The sequence below is a fragment of the Cupriavidus sp. FW216-B1 genome (assembly GCF_058789195.1).
Genome location: NZ_JBYTEL010000011.1, coordinates 51,903 through 69,057, shown reverse-complemented (window position 1 = coordinate 69,057; position 17,155 = coordinate 51,903). Strand labels below are relative to the sequence as shown.

The window sequence follows — 17,155 nt, the reverse complement described above, 5'->3', positions numbered from 1 at the left end:
TGCGGCGGGGTCAGGGGGCGGCGGGGGCCGGCGCGGGCTTGAGCGGCAGCGCGCTGGCGGCGGCGCCGCTGGCGGGCTGCTCCTGGCGCGGCGACAGCACCGCGCGCACGCGCCCGGACGGGCTGCCCGCGGTGGCGTTGTCGGTGCCGCCGGTGGCCGTGTAGAACTCGTTGCGGCTGTCGTAGGTGATCACCGCGCCGCGGATCTCGTCGATCAGCTTGGCGCCGGCCAGGCGCGCCATGCGGGCGTGGCCGATCAGCTTGGACAGGTCCTGCTTGCCGTCGGACTCGATGCGGTCGCCCCAGCCGTCGATGTATTCGTCGACGTTGTCGCGCTTCTGGCGGATGTAGGCCTGCTTGCCGCCCTTGGAGGTGGCCACCGCGTACTGGTAGCCCTCGGGGTCGGTGCGCACTTCCGCCGCGTCCGACTTCAGCACCATCGTGCCCTTGGTCAGCACCACGTTGCCGGTCAGTACGTACACCTGCTTGACGTCGTCGTAGCTGGCGTTGTCGGCCTCCAGCACCAGCGGCTTGTCGCGGTCGGCCTTCTCGGCGCGGGCCGGCGCGGCCAGCGCCAGGCCGAGGAGGGCCGCGGCCGTCATCAGGGCAGCCGTGCCGCGGCGGCGACAGGACGATGTCGTCAGGAATGGATTCATATTGGCGTGGTGGCGGTTGGCGCGGACGGCTGTGGCCCGCGGGCGGCTTCGTTTCTCTGGCGGTTTCCGGGTGGGGCCACGTCAGGCCCTGCTCACGGCCTGGCCGCGGGGCTGGCCGGCGGCGGGACCGTGATGATGGTGCCGTGTACGTTACCCAGCAATTGTACTTCGCGGGTGACGTTGTTGAAGACGAGCCCGTTGGCGGTCATCACGGAAGGCCCGCGCGTGAGCTTGACGGCCTTGTCGGTCTTGACGATGTCGTCGTTGACCAGCACCTGGAAATACTCGGAGGCGGCCGTCATGGGCGGGTCCTTGGACGGGTCGGGCCCCTGCGCGCGCACGATCAGGGCGTTGCCGAACAGGTCCACCACCGAGCCCTCGGCGTTCATGGTGCCGCGGTCGGCATGGCCCGTGACCGGCGGGCGGCCGATCTCGTAGGCGCGCATGGCCGGCCTGGTCACTTCGTAGGTCTGGTCGTCGGCGAAGTGGATCATCTTGTCGCCGGTGAAGCGCATCTTGGTGTTGCCGTCCTCGGCCAGCTCGGTGGCCGAGAAGCGGACCATGTAGTAGTCCGGCTCGTGCTTGGCGCCGACCGGCCCGGCGGGCGCCTCGCGCGGCGAATTGACCTGCACCAGCCAGAACGTGCTGCCGGCCACCAGCGCCATCAGCAGCAGGGGCAGCAGCCGCATGCCGAGCCGGCCGAGGGAGGACAGGAATTCCCGCATGTGTCGTGGCCGGCCTCAGATGACCTTGGCGCGGGTCAGGTCGTGGATGTGCAGCGCGCCCACCAGGCGGCCGTCGGCGTCGACCACCAGCATCTGGTTGATGCGGTTGGCCTCCATCACCTGCACCGCTTCCACGGCGAGCTGGTCCGGGCCCACGGCGTGGGGCGAGCGGTGCATGACCTCGCTGATCGGCATGGTCTTCCAGTCGCGCGGCGTCTCCAGCAGGCGGCGCAGGTCGCCGTCGGTGAACACGCCGATCAGGCGCTCGTCCGGGTCCACCACGGCGGTCATGGCCATGCCCTTGCGGGTGATTTCCATCAGCGCCTGGGCCAGCGGCGTGTTTTCGCGCACCTTGGGCACGGCGTTGCCGCTGCGCATGACGTCGCGCACGTGCGTGAGCAGCTTGCGCCCGAGCGCGCCGCCCGGGTGCGAGCGGGCGAAGTCTTCCTCGCCGAAGCCGCGCGCGTCCAGCACCGCCACCGCCAGCGCGTCGCCCATCGCCAGCGCGGCGGTGGTGCTCGCGGTCGGCGCCAGGTTGAGCGGGCAGGCTTCCTTCTCGACGCCGGCATTGAGGTGGGCGTCGGCCAGCTTGGCCAGCGCCGATTCCGGGTTGCCCGTCACCGAGATCAGCTTGGCGCCGATGCGCTTGACGATCGGGACGATCGACAGCAGCTCGGCGGTCTCGCCGGAATTGGAGAAGGCGATCAGCACGTCGTCGCGCGTGACCATGCCGAGGTCGCCGTGGCTGGCCTCGGCGGGGTGCACGAAGAACGAGGGCGTGCCGGTCGAGGCCAGCGTGGCCGCCACCTTGCGCCCGATGTGCCCGGACTTGCCCATGCCCGACACCACCACCCGGCCGGTGCACCCGAGCGTGAGCTCGACGGCGCGCGCGAACTCGCCGTCCAGGCGGCCCGCGAGGGCGGCAACGGCTTCGGCTTCGGTCTGGAGCGTGTCGCGGGCGAGCCGAAGTGCTCGATCCGCATTGAAATTAGCTATCATGGCGACGAAGTATACCAACGAATGCGATGGCGCTTTGGCTGTTCCGGGGATCGGGGCGGCCGTTGCGGCTGCCGCGCCTGCCGCAACCCGCCGGCAGGGCCGCCCGCGCCGGGCCTGGCCCTGGCGCGGGACGGCGCACCCAGACCCCTTTCGATGCATTCTCCGCTGGACCTGACTCTCGTGCTGCTGGCCGCCGCCGTGTTTGGCGTGGTCGCTTTCCGCATGCTGCAATTGCCGCCGATGCTGGGCTACCTGGCGGTCGGCATCCTGATCGGGCCGCACGCGCTCGGGCTGGCCAGCGATACCGCGCAGACCAAATACCTGGCCGAATTCGGCGTGGTCTTCCTGATGTTCTCGATCGGGCTGGAGTTCAGCCTGGGCAAGCTCAAGGCCATGAAGCGCCAGGTGTTCGGCCTGGGCGGCTCGCAGGTGGTGCTGTCGATGCTGGCGGTGGTGCCGGCGAGCTGGCTGTTCAACTGGGCCTTCCCGCTGTCCTGGCAGGCCTCGGTGGCGCTCGGCGGGGCGCTGGCGATGTCGTCCACGGCCATCGTCTCCAAGATGCTGTCCGAGCGCCTCGAGCTGGAAAGCGAGCACGGGCGCAACATCATCAGCATCCTGCTGTTCCAGGACCTGGCCGTGGTGCCGCTGCTGATCGTGATCCCGGCGCTGTCGCGCGACCCCGGCGACCTGGTCATGGCGCTGGTGCTGGCCACGGTGAAGATCGCGGTGGCGCTGAGCGTGATCTTCTTCCTCGGCCAGAAAGTGATGAGCCGGTGGTTCCACGTGGTGGCCGCGCGCCGCTCGCAGGAACTGTTCATGCTCAACCTGCTGCTGGTCACGCTGGGCATGGCGGCGCTGACCGAGCGGCTCGGGCTGTCGATGGCGCTGGGCGCCTTCATGGCCGGCATGCTGATCTCCGAGACGCCCTACCGCCACCAGGTGGAGGAAGACATCAAGCCGTTCCGCGACGTGCTGCTGGGGCTGTTCTTCGTCACCATCGGCATGCTGCTCAACATCCACGTGGTGCTGGACCACCTGTGGCTGGTGCTGGCGCTGCTGGTGGTGCCGATCCTGTTCAAGCTGCTGCTGATCGCCGGGCTGGTGCGCCTGTTCGGCTCGCGCCAGGGCGTGGCGATCCGCACCGGGCTGGGGCTGGCGCAGGCCGGCGAGTTCGGCTTCGTGCTGCTCAACCAGATCGACGGCCTCAACCTGGTGGACCCGGTGCTGACCCAGGTCATCCTGGCCTCGATGCTGCTCTCCATGCTGGCCGCGCCGTTCCTGATCCAGTACAGCGACGCCATCGTGCTGCGCTTCGCCGCCAACGAATGGCTGATGCAGTCGCTGAACATGACGCGCATCGCCGTGCAGAGCCTGCAGACCGAGAAGCACGCCATCATCTGCGGCTTCGGCCGCAGCGGGCAGAACCTCGCGCGCATGCTGGAGCGCGAGGGCATCACCTACGTGGCGCTCGACCTCGACCCCGACCGCGTGCGCGAGGCCGCCGGCGCCGGCGACACCGTGGTGTACGGCGACGCGGGCCGGCGCGAGGCGCTGATCGCCGCCGGCCTGCACCGCGCCGCGGCGGTCATCATCACCTACGCCAACACGCCGTCGGCGCTCAAGGTGCTGCACCACGTGCAGGAGCTCGCGCCGGCGCTGCCGGTGATCGTGCGCACGGTGGACGACTCGGAACTCGGCGTGCTGCAGAAGGCCGGCGCCACCGAGGTGGTGCCGGAGATCATCGAAGGCAGCCTGATGCTGGCCTCGCACGCGCTGGTGCTGCTGGGCGTGCCGATGCGGCGCGTGGTGCGCGGCGTGCAGCAGGCGCGCGACGCGCGCTACAGCCTGCTGCGCGGCTACTTCCACGGCCGCGACGACGACGAGGACATGGTGGAGCGCGAGTCGGTGCGGCTGTGCTCGGTCTCGCTCGGGCCGGACGCCACCGCGCTCGGGCGCAGCCTCGGCACGCTCGGGCTGGAGCGCATCGGCGTGGAGGTGACGGCGGTGCGCCGGCGCGGCATCCGCGCGTTCGACCCGCAGCCCGAGACCGTGCTGGAGCCGGGCGACATCGTGGTCCTGCGCGGCCAGCCCGAGGCGCTGGAAGCGGCGGAAAAGCGCATGCTGACGGGCTGATGCCCGCCGTCAGGCAAATGCGCGGATCGCGGTCAGGCTACCGTCAGGCCGCCGCGCGCGGCGCGGCCGTGGCGCTCGCCGCGCCGTCGGCCCACGACGGCGGCAGGCCTTCGAGCACCGAGCGCGCGTCGAGCGAGCGGATCGGCACCAGCGGGTCGGCCGGGATGCGGCCCTCGCCCTGCAGCATCAGGTAGCGCAGGCAGCACACGCGCAGGAAGGACGTGAAATTGGCCGCCTCGCCCCGGTAGGTCACCAGTTCGTCGTGCAGCCGCGTGATCAGCTGGCCCACGCTCATGGCGTCGCGCCGGGCCAGCGTTTCCAGCACTTCCCAGAACAGGCTTTCCAGGCGGATGCTGGTGGCCACGCCATGCAGCCGCAGCGAGCGCGACTGGCACAGATACGACTCCGGATTGGCCCGGATGAAGATTTCGCACATGGGAGACTCCCGTTCGGCGCGGCCGGCGGGCAACGCAAGCACGCGGGCCGCCTCCGGCAGCCTCTAATGTACGATCCGGGTGCCCAGCACCGCAAGGAACTGCGCCAGCCAGGCCGGGTGCGCCGGCCATGCCGGGGCGGTCACGAGGTTGCCGTCGGTATGGGCCTGGTCCACCGGGATGTCGGCGTACTTGCCGCCGGCCAGCCGCACTTCCGGCGCGCAGGCCGGGTAGGCCGAGCAGGTGCGTCCTTCCAGCACGCCCGCGGCGGCCAGCAGTTGCGCGCCGTGGCAGACCGCGGCGATCGGCTTGCCGGCGCCGGCGAAGTGGCGCACGATCTCCAGCACGCGCTCGTTCAGGCGCAGGTATTCGGGGGCGCGCCCGCCCGGGATCACCAGCGCATCGTAGGCGGCGGGATCGACCTCGGCGAAGGTCGCGTTGAGCGCGAAGTTGTGGCCGCGTTTCTCGCTGTAGGTCTGGTCGCCCTCGAAGTCATGGATGGCGGTCGCGCAGCTCGCGCCGGCCTTCTTGTCCGGGCAGACCGCGTGCACCGTGTGGCCGACCATCTGGAGCGCCTGGAACGGCACCATCGTTTCGTAGTCCTCGGCGTAGTCGCCGACCAGCATCAAGATCTTTTTTGCCATCGCGGTCTCCTGTATGGTTACGGGTGCCCGGCGGGGCGCACGCGCGGACGGACCGCGCGCCCGGCCCGCCCGGCGCGAGCCCATTGTGTTGCCGTTCGCGGCCGCCCGGGTAGTAACCCATTACCGCATCCTGTCCCGCAGCCTGTTCCGCACCCCTCCGGCATCCGGCCACCGCGGCCGGCCTGCCGGGCCGGCAGGCCGCACCAACGAGTTCCCATGCCCAATACCACCATCCAGTCGTCCGCCCTCGGCCACGTCACCGAATACCTGCGCGAGCGGATCCGCACCGTGCCCGACTGGCCGCAGCCCGGCGTGATGTTCCGCGACATCACCCCGCTGCTGCAGGACCCCAAGACCCTGCGCGTGCTGATCGACGTCTTCGTCCACCGCTACATGGACGCCCGCCTGGACCTGGTCGCCGGCATCGACGCGCGCGGCTTCATCCTCGGCGCGATCGTCGCCTACGAGCTCAACCTCGGCTTCGTGCCGATCCGCAAGAAGGGCAAGCTGCCGTTCCAGACCGTGTCCGAGGAATACGAGCTCGAATACGGCAGCGCCACCGTCGAGATCCACGCCGACGCCTGCAAGCCCGGCGACCGCGTGCTGCTGATCGACGACCTGATCGCCACCGGCGGCACCATGATGGCCGGGCGCAAGCTGCTCGAGCGCCTGGGCGCCACCGTGGTGGAGGGCGCGGCCATCGTCGACCTGCCCGAACTGGGCGGCTCGCGCCACCTGCTCGACAGCGGGCTGCCGCTGTTTACCGTGTGCCGCTTCGACGGGCACTGAAGCCGGGCGCGCGCCTGAATCAATCACCGGAGCCTCTGCCATGCCGGATCTGCTGCTGTTCCTCGTCACCTCGGTCGCCATCACGCTGGCGCCCGGGCCCGACAACCTCCAGGTGCTGGCGCGCGGCATGGCGCAGGGGCGCCGCGCCGGCGTGGTGGCGGCGCTCGGCTTCGCCTCGGGCTGCCTGTTCCACACCGTGGTGGCCGCGGTCGGGCTGGCGGCGGTGCTGCGCTCCTCGCCGCTGGCGTTCCAGTGCATCAAGTTCGCCGGCGCGGCCTACCTGATCTGGATCGGCATCCAGGCACTGCGCTCGCGCGGCGCGCTCGGCCGGGGCGCCGACGCGCCGGCGGTGCCGCTGGCGCGGGTGTTCCGCCAGAGCGTGCTGGCCAACCTGATGAACCCCAAGGTGACGCTGTTCTTCCTGGTGTTCCTGCCGCAGTTCGTGCGCGCCGACGCCGCCCACGCGGGCTGGCAGATGCTGCTGCTGGGCCTGGTCTTCATGCTGCAGACGGCGGTGGTGTTCTCGCTGTTCGGGCTGTTCGCGGGCGTGCTGGGCGACTGGCTCCGGCACCGGCCGCGCGCGGGCCGCTGGCTCGACCGCGTGGCCGGCGCCATCTTCGTGGCGCTCGGCGTCAAGGTCGCGCTGCCGGCCTGAACGCGCGCGGGCGGCCCGGCGCCGCCGCGTTGCGCCGCGTGCCCACGCCCTGTCCGCCCCCCGTCCGCGGCGTTGCCCGCCCATGCGTGGCGGCGCATAATGCCCTCTTGACAACGATACGATGGCCGGGCGGCACCTTGCGCCGGCATTTGCATCAGCTCCGGCATCAGCGCCGCGCCCGGCCCCGCGTCCGGCCCCGCATCTTCCGGCTCCTGCATCTGCCCTCGCAACGGCGGCACCGGTCACAGAAGGGCAGACCATGGGCGTTCTACTTCATTTGCTTTCCGGCGTGGCGCTGCTGGTGTGGGGCACCAACATCGTCAAGGTCGGCATCCTGCGCGTGTACGGCGCCAACCTGCGCCACGTGCTCTCCTCCAGCATCGCCAACCGCTTCACGGCGTTCGCCGCCGGCCTCGGCGTGACCGGGCTGGTACAGAGCAGCAACGCCACCGCGGTGATCGTCAGCTCCTTCGTCGGCCAGGGCCTGATCGCCGTGGCGCCGGCGCTGGCCATCATGCTGGGCGCCAACGTGGGCACCGCGGTGATGGTGCAGGTGTTCTCGCTGGACCTGTCGTGGCTGTCGCCGCTGCTGATCTTCGTCGGCGTGATCCTGCACCTGAGCTGGAAGGGCAACAAGCCCGGCCACGTCGGCCGCGTGCTGATCGGCCTGGGGCTCATCACGCTGGCGCTCGAGCTGATCTCCATCGCCACCCGGCCGGTGGTGCAGGCCGCCGGCGTCAAGGTGCTGTTCGGCACGCTGACCGGCGACCCCACGCTGGACATGCTGGTCGGCGCCTTCCTCACCATCCTGTGCTATTCCAGCCTGGCGGTGGTGCTGTTCTGCGGCGCGCTGGCCTCGGCCGGCGTGGTCTCGCTGCACGTGGCGATGGCGCTGGTGCTGGGCGCGAATCTCGGCTCCGGCATCTCCGCGCTGCTGACCACCTCGGGCAACAACCAGCCCGGCAAGCGCGTCACGCTGGGCAACCTGCTGTCGCGCCTGCTCGGCTGCGTGATCGCGCTGCCGCTGCTGGGACAGGCCGAGCGCCTGCTGGCGCTGCTCGACGCCGATCCGCAGCGGCTGGTGGTCAACTTCCACCTGCTCTTCAACGTGGCGCTGGCGGTGCTGCTGCTGGGCGCCACCGGCCCGCTCGCGCGCCTGTGCGAAGCGGTGCTGCCGGGGCGCAACACCGGCGACAGCCAGGTCACGCCGCGCCACCTCGACGCCGCCGCGCTGACCACGCCCACGCTGGCGCTGTCCAACGCCGCGCGCGAAGTGCTGCGCATCGGCGACCGCATCGAGCAGATGCTCGACAACATGCTGCGCGTGCTGCGCACCAACGATGCCAAGCTGGCCACCGCCACCTGCCGCATCGACGACGAGGTCGACGACCTCTACACCGCGATCAAGCTCTACCTCACCCAGATCAGCCTGGAAGCGCTGGACGAGCGCGACGGCCGCCGCTGGACCGAGATCATCTCGCTCACCATCAACCTCGAGCATGCCGGCGACATCATCGAGCGCATCCTGCTCGACGCGCGCGAGAAAAAGATCGCCCACAACCTGGCGTTCTCGGAAGCGGGCATGGAGGAAATCGCGCAGATGCACGCGCGCGTGGTGGCGAACCTGCGGCTGGGGTTGTCGGTGTTCCTCTCCGGCGACCTCAAGAGCGCGCAGCAGCTCATGAGCGAGAAAGCCACCTTCCGCGAACTGGAGCGCCGGTTCGCGCGCAACCACCTGCAGCGCATTGCGGTGCAGACCGCGGAGAGCATCGAGACCAGCTCGCTGCATCTCGACATCATCAGCAATCTCAAGCGGCTCAATTCGCTGTTCTGCGCCACGGCGTATCCGGTGCTGGAGGAAGCGGGGGTGCTGAATCGGAGCCGGATGAAGGAGGATGATGGGGAACCGCCGGTGGGGGTGGTGTCTTCGGCGGGGGTTTGAGGTTGATGGGGGGAAGGTTTAACGTCAACTGCCTAACGTCAACTGCTTAACGCCAAAGTCAAAAGCCTAAAGTCAAAGGCTTAAAGTCAAAGTCAACATCAAAGTCAAAGGCTTTCGCTCCCCCGGAGCGACCTACTTTCTTTTCCCCGAAAAGAAAGTAGGCAAAGAAAGCGGGCTGCCTGGCCGGCAGGGGCAGAAACGTTGGGATTTCTCTTGTTGGTGGTTTCGTGGTGGGGGTGGTGGTTCTGCTGGCATCCTGCCGTTACCGGTGCGAGCGGCCACGATCTGGCTGGCGGTATGGGTTGCGGGGTCAGACCTATGATGACGGGCGCACTGCTTGTTCGCTCATCTGCCGTTACCGGTTTGGGCGGCCACGACATAGCACCCTCGTGTTTTCGTGGTGGGCGTGGTGGACCGGGGCGCGGGTGTTGGCGGGTACGCGCTCGAATAGGGACCACCGCGCCCACCACGAAACCAGCACCATCTCTATGACGAGCCCATCCGCCCCGGTCGCGGCAGCAGCCCGAAGGGCCTGGACCAACGCCATCATGCAGCGCCACCACGAATCCAATTTCGTTTGCGACGCCGCAGGCGAGCAAACCGGTAGCGTCAGCAGTCTCATCGAAGCCAACGCCCGCACCACGAAACCACCACCAGACATAAGGTCTGAGCGCCCAGCTCCCCCTGCAAGGGGTCTGCTTTCTTTGGTTACTTTCTTTTCAGACAAAAGAAAGTGACTGGCAGCCCCGCGTAGCGGGGATGTCATACGGCCGTTGGATTCAAGCACCAAAACCGCCCGAGCCTCAAGGCCCACAACAGCCCGGACAAGGATCCCTCAACCCGCCCCTCACCCCTTCGCCAACAACGGCGCCAAATACTTCCCCGTAAAACTAGCCCGACTCTTCGCCACCGTCTCCGGCGTCCCCTTGGCAATCACCTGTCCGCCGCCGGCGCCACCCTCCGGCCCCATGTCGAGCAGCCAGTCGGCGGTCTTGATGACGTCCAGGTTGTGTTCGATGATGACCACCGTATTCCCCTGGTCGCGCAGCTTGTGGATGACCTTGAGCAGCAGCTCGATGTCGTGGAAATGCAAGCCGGTGGTGGGCTCGTCGAGGATGTAGAGCGTGCGGCCGGTGTCGCGCTTGGACAGTTCCAGCGAGAGCTTCACGCGCTGCGCTTCGCCGCCGGACAGCGTGGTGGCGGACTGCCCCAGGCGGATATAGCCGAGGCCCACGTCGAGCAGCGTCTTGAGCTTGCGCCGCACCACCGGCACCGCGCTGAAGAACTCGTGCGCCTGCTCCACGGTCATGTCCAGCGTTTCGTGGATGTTCTTGCCCTTGTAGAGCACCTCCAGCGTCTCGCGGTTGTAGCGCTTGCCGTGGCACACGTCGCACGGCACGTACACGTCCGGCAGGAAGTGCATTTCCACCTTGAGCACGCCGTCGCCCTGGCAGGCTTCGCAGCGCCCGCCCTTGACGTTGAACGAGAAGCGGCCCGGGTCGTAGCCGCGTTCCTTGGCGGCGGGCACGCCGGCGAACAGTTCGCGGATGGGCGTGAACAGGCCGGTGTAGGTGGCGGGGTTGGAGCGCGGGGTGCGGCCGATCGGGCTCTGGTCGACGTTGATGACCTTGTCGAAGTGTTCCAGCCCCTCGATGCGGTCGTGCGGCGCGGGCTCGGCCGTGGAGCCGTACAGGTGGCGCGCCACCGCGTGGTAGAGCGTGTCGTTGATCAGCGTGGACTTGCCCGAGCCGGACACGCCGGTCACGCAGGTCAGCAGGCCCACCGGGATCTCCGCGCTGACGTTGCGCAGGTTGTTGCCGGTGGCGTTGACGATGCGCAGCAGCTTGTCGTCGTCGGGCGCGGTGCGCGTGGGCGGCACCTCGATGCGGCGCGCGCCGGACATGTATTGCCCCGTCAGCGAGCTGGGCGACTGCTCGATCTGCGCCGGCGTGCCCTCGGCCACGATCATGCCGCCGTGCACGCCCGCGCCGGGGCCGATGTCGACCACGTAGTCGCTGGCGCGGATCATGTCCTCGTCGTGCTCCACCACCAGCACCGAGTTGCCGATGTCGCGCAGGTGCTTGAGCGTGCCGATCAGGCGGTCGTTGTCGCGCTGGTGCAGGCCGATCGACGGCTCGTCGAGCACGTACATCACGCCGGTCAGGCCCGAGCCGATCTGCGAGGCCAGGCGGATGCGCTGCGCCTCGCCGCCCGAGAGCGTGTCCGCGCTGCGCTCGAGCGAGAGATAGTCCAGCCCGACGTTGTTGAGGAAGTTCAGCCGCGCGGTGATTTCCTTGACGATCTTGTCGGCGATCTCGCGCTTGGCGCCGTGCATGTCGAGCGTGAGGAAGTACGTCAGCGCGTCGCGCAGCGGCCAGCCGTTGATCTCGAAGATCGCGCGCGCCTGGTCGTTCTCGCCGAGCTTGACGTGGCGCGCCTCGGTGCGCAGCCGCGTGCCGTGGCAGGCCGGGCAGGCCTGGTTGTTCTGGTACTTGGCCAGTTCCTCGCGCACCGCGACCGAGTCGGTCTCGCGGTAGCGCCGCTCCAGGTTGGGGATGATGCCCTCGAAAGCGTGCTCGCGCACCGTGGTGCGGCCGCGCTCGTTCATGTAGGTGAACGGGATCTCCACCTCGCCCGAGCCGTGCAGCACCACCTCCTGCACCTCGGCCGGCAGGTCCTCGAAGGCCGTTTCCAGTTCGAAGTCGTAGTAGGCCGCCAGGCTTTGCAGCATCTGGAAGTAGAACTGGTTGCGGCGGTCCCAGCCCTTGATCGCGCCCGAGGCCAGCGACAGGTTGGGGAAGGCCACCACGCGCTTGGGATCGAAGAAGGTGATCTGGCCCAGGCCGTCGCAGCTCGGGCAGGCGCCCATCGGGTTGTTGAACGAGAACAGGCGCGGCTCGAGCTCCTGCAGCGAGTACGAGCAGATCGGGCAGGCGAACTTGGAGCTGAACACGTGCTCCTGGCCGCTGTCGATCTCCAGCGCCACGGCGCGGCCGTCGGCCAGCCGCAGCGCGGTCTCGAACGATTCCGCAAGGCGCTGCTTGATGTCGGCGCGCACCTTGACGCGGTCGACCACCACGTCGATCGAATGCTTCTCGGTCTTCTTCAGCTTGGGCAGCGCGTCCACCTCGTAGACCACCGCCGGCGCCTCGTGCGTGGTGCCGCCGCCCGAGCGGATGCGGAAACGCACGAAACCCTGCGCCTGCATGGTGTCGAACAGGTCGGAGTGCTCGCCCTTACGGTTGGCCACCACCGGCGCCAGGATCATCAGCTTGGTGTCTTCCGGCAGCGCCAGCGCCGCGTCCACCATCTGCGACACGCTCTGCGCCTGCAGCGCCAGGTTGTGGTCGGGGCAGTAGGGCGTGCCGGCGCGCGCGAACAGCAGGCGCAGGTAGTCGTGGATCTCGGTGACGGTGCCGACCGTGGAGCGGGGGTTGTGGCTGGTTGCCTTCTGTTCGATGGAGATCGCGGGCGACAGGCCCTCGATCAGGTCCACGTCGGGCTTCTCCATCAGTTGCAGGAACTGGCGCGCGTAGGCCGACAGCGACTCCACGTAGCGGCGCTGGCCCTCCGCGTACAGGGTGTCGAAGGCCAGCGACGACTTGCCCGAACCGGACAGCCCGGTGATCACGATCAGCTTGTTGCGCGGCAGGTCGAGATTGATGTTCTTCAGGTTGTGGGTACGGGCACCACGGATTCTGATTTCTTCCATATACCGATTGTCTTCGCCAGGCGGGGCCGCCGGTCAGGTCGACAGGCCGGTCTCACGGAATTTCCAAGAAAAAAGCATGCCAGGCGCGGCTCCGGCGGCCCGCCCCGGGCCGCGCGGCGCCCGTTGCGGCGCCCGAAGCGCGGCGAAGCAAACCTGTTAATATACCGAACTTCGGTTTCCGGGGTTGCCAGCCCCTGTCCGGCAGCACCTGCGGGAGGCCTTTTTTGCGGGTTTGCCACGGGTTTGCGCGGTGCCCCCGAGGCGTTCCAGCAGTGTCCCTGCAGGGGGCCGCGGCGGCGCTCCGGACGGTGCCTCCGGTGAGGCCGCGCGGCAGCCTGGCGCGCGGCGCGCGCATCCGGCACGCCGCGCGGGCCGGTCCGGCAACCAGTCTCGGAAATTCCCACGATCGCAATGTCGTCGATCCATAGCTCCTCCCAAGATGCGGCCAAGGCCGACGATTCCAAGGCCGACGGCGCCAGCGCGCCGGTCGCCGGGCGCGACCGCATGACCCGCGTGGAACTGCGGGCCAGCATCTCGCTCGCCAGCATCTTCGCGCTGCGCATGCTCGGCCTGTTCCTGATCCTGCCGGTGTTCGCCGAATACGCGGCCGGGCTGCCCGACGGGCACGACGCCCAGCGCGTGGGCCTGGCGATGGGCATCTACGGCCTGATGCAGGCCTTCCTCCATATCCCGCTGGGCTGGCTGTCCGACCGCGTCGGCCGCAAGCCGGTCATGGTCGCCGGGCTGCTGCTGTTCGTCGCCGGCGGGCTGGTGGCGGCGAACGCGGACACGCTCAACGGCATCATCGCCGGGCGCGCGCTGCAGGGCATGGGCGCGATCTCCGCGGCCATCACCGCCTGCATCGCCGACCTGACCCGCGAGCAGCACCGCACCAAGGCGATGGCCCTGGTCGGCGGCAGCATCGGCCTGACTTTCGCGCTGTCGCTGGTGATCGCCTCGCCGCTGCTGCACGGCATCGGCATGCCCGGCATCTTCACGCTGATGTCGGTGCTCGGCGTGCTCGCCATCCTGGTCACGCTGTTCCTGGTGCCCGCGCCGCCGCCGCCGCATCCGGTGCGCATGCCGTTCCGCGCCGTGCTGGCCAACCCCGACCTGCTGCGGCTCAACGTGGGCGTGCTCGCGCTGCACGCCTCCCAGGTCGCCATGTTCATGGTGGTGCCGGCCATGCTCAGCGACGCCGGCATGCCGCTGGACCAGCACTGGAAGGTCTACCTGCCGGTGGTGCTGGTGTCCTTCGTGCTGATGCTCGGGCCGATGATGGCCGCCGAGCGCTACGGCAAGGTGCGTCCCGTGCTGCTGTGCGCGGTCGGCCTGATGACCGCCGTGCAACTGCTGTTCGCCGCCGTGCACGGCCTGTGGGGCATCGTCGCGGTGCTGCTGCTGTTCTTCGTCGCCTTCAACGTGCTCGAAGCCATGCAGCCCTCGCTGGTGTCGCGCTACGCTGCTGCCGCGCGCGGAGCCGCGCTCGGCGTGTACAACACCACCCAGGCGCTGGGCCTGTTCCTCGGCGGCGCGGCCGGCGGCTGGCTGCTCAAGCACGAAGGCCGCAGCGCCGTGTTCCTCGGCTGTGCGGTGGTGCTGCTCCTCTGGCTTATAATCGCCTGGAACATGAAGTCGCCCCCGGCGCGGAAAAGCAGTGCGCCGGCCGTCGCCGCCTGAAGCCGGCGGCAACGCCGGCGACGACGGGAGGTGGGCCCGCAAGGGTTTCCCGCATCACTTATTAACGCTTTTCGCCGCAATTTGGCGTTAGCATGACCGCGCGCCCGACTCAATGGCCGGGGGCGCGTTATTCGTTTACGCGCATTTTTTTCCAGCGCATTTGTTTGCGCATCAGTCAAGGCATCGCCACGCCGCTTGCAGCAGAGGGCGTGGCCCTGGGAGAACACTCACATGGCATCGATCAATAAAGTCATCCTCGTCGGCAACCTGGGCGCGGACCCCGAAACCCGCTACATGCCCAGCGGCGACGCCGTGACCAACATCCGCCTGGCGACCACCGACCGCTACAAGGACAAGCAGAGCGGCGAGTTCAAGGAAGCCACCGAGTGGCACCGCATCGCCTTCTTCGGCAAGCTGGCCGAGATCGCCGGCCAGTACCTGAAGAAGGGCTCGCAGGTCTATATCGAAGGGCGCATCCGCACCCGCAAGTGGACCGACCAGTCCGGCGCGGAAAAATACAGCACCGAAATCGTCGCCGATCAGATGCAGATGCTGGGCTCGCGCCAGGGCATGGGCGGCGGTGGCGGCGGTGACGACATGGGCGGCGGCTACGGCGGCGGCCGCGAGTCGAGCGGCGGTGGCGGCGGCGGTGGTGGCTATGGCGCGCGCGGCGGCCAGGCTGCCGGCGGTGGCGGTGGCCAGCAGGGCGGCGGCGCGGCGCGGCGTCCGCAGCCGGCGCCGTCGAACGGCTTCGAGGACATGGACGACGATATTCCGTTCTAATCTTGTGTAACGGAAATCTGTAAAGATCTACCCCGCCAACGAGCGGGGTTTTTCTTTTCAATCAGTACCTTATGGACAGTGGTGCATTGGAAAGATCCAAGGGTGGTTTTGCGGAGGAGCATGAGATTTCCGTCAGAAAGTAAAAAAGTGTCAACTTTGGCGTCTATGAGCGAAAATCTCACCAAGATCATCAACGTTCAATAAAGGTGAACATTGGCGCCCGGGGAACGTGAGCTAGTGCCGCGGGGGAAACCGACTCTGGCACTCCTTCGCAGTGTTGTCGCCGCAAGTCTAGCCTTCAAATTCAATGTCAAACGATCGTCGCTATCAAGTTTTTGTCAGCTCCACCTACGAGGATCTCCGCGAAGAGCGACAGGAGGTTATGCAGGCTTTGTTGGAACTAGACTGCATCCCGGCAGGGATGGAGTTGTTCCCGGCCACAGATGATGACCAGTGGACGTTGATCAAGCGCGTGATTGATGAGTGCGACTACTACATCGTTATTATTGGTGGTCGCTACGGTTCCATTGGGCCGAAAGGCATCAGTTACACGGAGCAAGAGTACCGATACGCCGTTGACACCGGGAAGCCCGTCATCGCTTTCCTACATAAGAATCTGTCGCAGATCGTTGCAGGAAAATCCGAGTCCACGCCAGAGTCAGTCGCGAGGTTGAAAGAGTTTCGCGATCTCGCTCAGAAAAAGGTGTGTAGGTACTGGGAGAGCCCGTCCGAACTTGGTTCAGCAGTGAGTCGTAGCTTAGTGCGCCTCATCAACACGCATCCGATGCCCGGTTGGATCAGGGCGGATAAGGCCGCAGCGGCCGTTGCGGCCACAGAAGTTCTACGCCTGAGAAAGACGATAGAGGACCTCCAAGCGAAGCTCGCTGAGTCCCAACTCTCGGCGCCAAAAGGAAGCGAAGAACTCGCCCAAGGCGAAGAGCCGTTTCCAATCGACTTCGTGTTTGAAGCGCATGAGCAAGATCGGTCGATATGGTCATTCGAGCGCCAATTCGACTTCACTTGGAACGAGATCTTCGAAGAACTCGGCCCTCTGATGCTGGATGAGGCTACCGACGAGCGCATTGGCGTCGGACTTTCACAGCTAGTAAGGGTGCGAACCCTAGAAGACTGGTCAAATGATAAGGAATTGAAGAAGTTCAATTCGCCAAGGGACTTTGTGGTTTCGTCCCGTGATGAGCAGACCATCAAGATCCAGCTTCGAGCGCTCGGACTAATCGAGCAAAGCAAGAAAACTCGCAGCGTCAAGGACTCGCGTACGTTCTGGAGCCTTACAACCTACGGGGATTCTGTACTGGTGCAACTGCGCGCGATTCGGAAAGGGGAATTCAAGCCCGAGGTTGAGGATGACCAATCTTCAAGTGAGGCTGGCTGAGCCCGTTATTGGCGGATCACGCATGTAGTTAAATTTGCGTATCACTACTAGGCTGGCAATGCCGCCCTTTTTCTATCCTGCAAACGCCAAGTTGCGGCCGTATAGCATTGGACAATGCTTAGGCCCGAACGCACGATATGCGTCGTATCGACAAGAAAACGGCGGGAGAGACAACGCCGCTGTGATTCGAGTATCATCCTCCGGGATGTGGGGATAAAAGCAAAAGACTTTCTGCGAGGGAGAGACCTTGGCGGTCTATGTAGACAACGCTCGGATAGCGTGGCGTGGCCGCCGGTGGTGCCATTTGGTTGCCGATTCGCTTGATGAACTGCACAGATTCGCGAAGTCCCTAGGACTGAAACGCGGCTGGTTCCAGGCTCAAGCGTCGTTACCGCATTACGACGTCACTGTCGAAGTTAGAGGCGTAGCATTGAGTCGGGGCGCAATGCAGGCCGACCGACGAACGCTCGTTTTGCGCGGTCGCCAATTGAAACTCGAACTTCAAGAATCACTCGCAAGAGCAGACTCTCAGTTTCGGCTGTTTGACTGAGCTTCGACTTTCGTGTTGTCTCAACTTTCGCGGTCCGCCGGCGATAGACCACGTTGGCGCG

General features: G+C 67.1%; 14 protein-coding genes. 8 read left to right on the top strand and 6 right to left on the bottom strand.

The window, feature by feature from the left end; translation table 11 throughout:
* Positions 1-10: 10 nt before the first annotated feature.
* The 3 genes from lptA to AC3WXD_RS21840 form a co-directional block, all read right to left on the bottom strand.
* The gene (gene lptA / locus AC3WXD_RS21850) at positions 11-655 is read right to left on the bottom strand and encodes a lipopolysaccharide transport periplasmic protein LptA (protein ID WP_029043534.1); all 645 of its coding nucleotides are present in this window, start codon (positions 653-655) and stop codon (positions 11-13) included.
* Between the two features lie 92 nt (positions 656-747).
* Complete coding sequence (gene lptC, locus AC3WXD_RS21845; protein WP_059410409.1) at positions 748-1,380, bottom strand: LPS export ABC transporter periplasmic protein LptC; 633 nt, start codon at positions 1,378-1,380, stop codon at positions 748-750.
* Between the two features lie 15 nt (positions 1,381-1,395).
* The gene (locus AC3WXD_RS21840) at positions 1,396-2,379 is read right to left on the bottom strand and encodes a KpsF/GutQ family sugar-phosphate isomerase (protein ID WP_029043535.1); all 984 of its coding nucleotides are present in this window, start codon (positions 2,377-2,379) and stop codon (positions 1,396-1,398) included.
* A gap of 153 nt (positions 2,380-2,532) precedes the next feature.
* Between AC3WXD_RS21840 and AC3WXD_RS21835 the strand changes: the two genes are divergently transcribed.
* Positions 2,533-4,512, top strand: a complete 1,980-nt coding sequence (locus AC3WXD_RS21835) for a monovalent cation:proton antiporter family protein (RefSeq protein WP_492324696.1) — start codon at positions 2,533-2,535, stop codon at positions 4,510-4,512.
* Positions 4,513-4,555: 43 nt separating this feature from the next.
* Here the strand turns inward: AC3WXD_RS21835 and AC3WXD_RS21830 are convergent, their stop codons facing one another.
* Together AC3WXD_RS21830 and AC3WXD_RS21825 are read right to left on the bottom strand one after the other, a co-directional pair.
* A complete protein-coding gene (locus AC3WXD_RS21830) occupies positions 4,556-4,948 on the bottom strand; it encodes a ribbon-helix-helix domain-containing protein (protein ID WP_492324695.1) in 393 nt (130 codons plus the stop codon).
* 63 nt (positions 4,949-5,011) lie between these two features.
* Positions 5,012-5,590, bottom strand: a complete 579-nt coding sequence (locus tag AC3WXD_RS21825) for a DJ-1/PfpI family protein (RefSeq protein WP_020202678.1) — start codon at positions 5,588-5,590, stop codon at positions 5,012-5,014.
* A gap of 216 nt (positions 5,591-5,806) precedes the next feature.
* Here AC3WXD_RS21825 and AC3WXD_RS21820 point away from each other — a divergent pair, with 216 nt between their 5' ends.
* The 3 genes from AC3WXD_RS21820 (at position 5,807) to AC3WXD_RS21810 (ending at position 8,976) form a co-directional block, all read left to right on the top strand.
* Positions 5,807-6,379: an adenine phosphoribosyltransferase gene (locus AC3WXD_RS21820; RefSeq protein WP_020202679.1), complete on the top strand. Its 573-nt coding sequence runs from the start codon at positions 5,807-5,809 to the stop codon at positions 6,377-6,379.
* Positions 6,380-6,419: 40 nt separating this feature from the next.
* On the top strand, positions 6,420-7,034 hold the full coding sequence (locus AC3WXD_RS21815; protein ID WP_020202680.1) for a LysE family translocator: 615 nt from the start codon (positions 6,420-6,422) through the stop codon (positions 7,032-7,034).
* Positions 7,035-7,293: 259 nt separating this feature from the next.
* The gene (locus AC3WXD_RS21810; protein ID WP_029043536.1) at positions 7,294-8,976 is read left to right on the top strand and encodes a Na/Pi cotransporter family protein; all 1,683 of its coding nucleotides are present in this window, start codon (positions 7,294-7,296) and stop codon (positions 8,974-8,976) included.
* Positions 8,977-9,823: 847 nt separating this feature from the next.
* Here the strand turns inward: AC3WXD_RS21810 and uvrA are convergent.
* Positions 9,824-12,688 carry an excinuclease ABC subunit UvrA gene (gene uvrA, locus AC3WXD_RS21805; RefSeq protein WP_492324694.1) on the bottom strand — a complete coding sequence of 955 codons (2,865 nt, stop codon included), beginning with the start codon at positions 12,686-12,688 and terminating at the stop codon, positions 9,824-9,826.
* 411 nt (positions 12,689-13,099) lie between these two features.
* On the opposite strand from uvrA, the gene AC3WXD_RS21800 reads away from it, so the two are divergent.
* From AC3WXD_RS21800 to AC3WXD_RS21785, 4 genes are all read left to right on the top strand, one after another.
* Positions 13,100-14,368 carry an MFS transporter gene (locus AC3WXD_RS21800; RefSeq protein ID WP_492324693.1) on the top strand — a complete coding sequence of 423 codons (1,269 nt, stop codon included), beginning with the start codon at positions 13,100-13,102 and terminating at the stop codon, positions 14,366-14,368.
* A 231-nt stretch (positions 14,369-14,599) separates the two neighbouring features.
* Positions 14,600-15,151 carry a single-stranded DNA-binding protein gene (locus AC3WXD_RS21795; protein ID WP_454730865.1) on the top strand — a complete coding sequence of 184 codons (552 nt, stop codon included), beginning with the start codon at positions 14,600-14,602 and terminating at the stop codon, positions 15,149-15,151.
* Between the two features lie 307 nt (positions 15,152-15,458).
* Positions 15,459-16,544 carry a DUF4062 domain-containing protein gene (locus tag AC3WXD_RS21790; RefSeq protein WP_492324692.1) on the top strand — a complete coding sequence of 362 codons (1,086 nt, stop codon included), beginning with the start codon at positions 15,459-15,461 and terminating at the stop codon, positions 16,542-16,544.
* A 247-nt stretch (positions 16,545-16,791) separates the two neighbouring features.
* Positions 16,792-17,094 carry a DUF4031 domain-containing protein gene (locus AC3WXD_RS21785; RefSeq protein WP_492324691.1) on the top strand — a complete coding sequence of 101 codons (303 nt, stop codon included), beginning with the start codon at positions 16,792-16,794 and terminating at the stop codon, positions 17,092-17,094.
* The last annotated feature ends 61 nt before the right edge of the window (positions 17,095-17,155 follow it).

What these genes read in the sequence shown, in the direction of transcription:
- AC3WXD_RS21795 (WP_454730865.1), top strand. Translation starts at nt 14,600, where the DNA reads ATGGCATCGATCAATAAAGTCATCCTCGTCGGCAACCTGGGCGCGGAC.
- uvrA (WP_492324694.1), bottom strand. Translation starts at nt 12,688, where the DNA reads ATGGAAGAAATCAGAATCCGTGGTGCCCGTACCCACAACCTGAAGAAC.
- AC3WXD_RS21820 (WP_020202679.1), top strand. Translation starts at nt 5,807, where the DNA reads ATGCCCAATACCACCATCCAGTCGTCCGCCCTCGGCCACGTCACCGAA.
- AC3WXD_RS21835 (WP_492324696.1), top strand. Translation starts at nt 2,533, where the DNA reads ATGCATTCTCCGCTGGACCTGACTCTCGTGCTGCTGGCCGCCGCCGTG.
- lptA (WP_029043534.1), bottom strand. Translation starts at nt 655, where the DNA reads ATGAATCCATTCCTGACGACATCGTCCTGTCGCCGCCGCGGCACGGCT.
- AC3WXD_RS21840 (WP_029043535.1), bottom strand. Translation starts at nt 2,379, where the DNA reads ATGATAGCTAATTTCAATGCGGATCGAGCACTTCGGCTCGCCCGCGAC.
- AC3WXD_RS21810 (WP_029043536.1), top strand. Translation starts at nt 7,294, where the DNA reads ATGGGCGTTCTACTTCATTTGCTTTCCGGCGTGGCGCTGCTGGTGTGG.
- AC3WXD_RS21800 (WP_492324693.1), top strand. Translation starts at nt 13,100, where the DNA reads ATGTCGTCGATCCATAGCTCCTCCCAAGATGCGGCCAAGGCCGACGAT.
- AC3WXD_RS21825 (WP_020202678.1), bottom strand. Translation starts at nt 5,590, where the DNA reads ATGGCAAAAAAGATCTTGATGCTGGTCGGCGACTACGCCGAGGACTAC.
- lptC (WP_059410409.1), bottom strand. Translation starts at nt 1,380, where the DNA reads ATGCGGGAATTCCTGTCCTCCCTCGGCCGGCTCGGCATGCGGCTGCTG.
- AC3WXD_RS21790 (WP_492324692.1), top strand. Translation starts at nt 15,459, where the DNA reads ATGTCAAACGATCGTCGCTATCAAGTTTTTGTCAGCTCCACCTACGAG.
- AC3WXD_RS21815 (WP_020202680.1), top strand. Translation starts at nt 6,420, where the DNA reads ATGCCGGATCTGCTGCTGTTCCTCGTCACCTCGGTCGCCATCACGCTG.
- AC3WXD_RS21830 (WP_492324695.1), bottom strand. Translation starts at nt 4,948, where the DNA reads ATGTGCGAAATCTTCATCCGGGCCAATCCGGAGTCGTATCTGTGCCAG.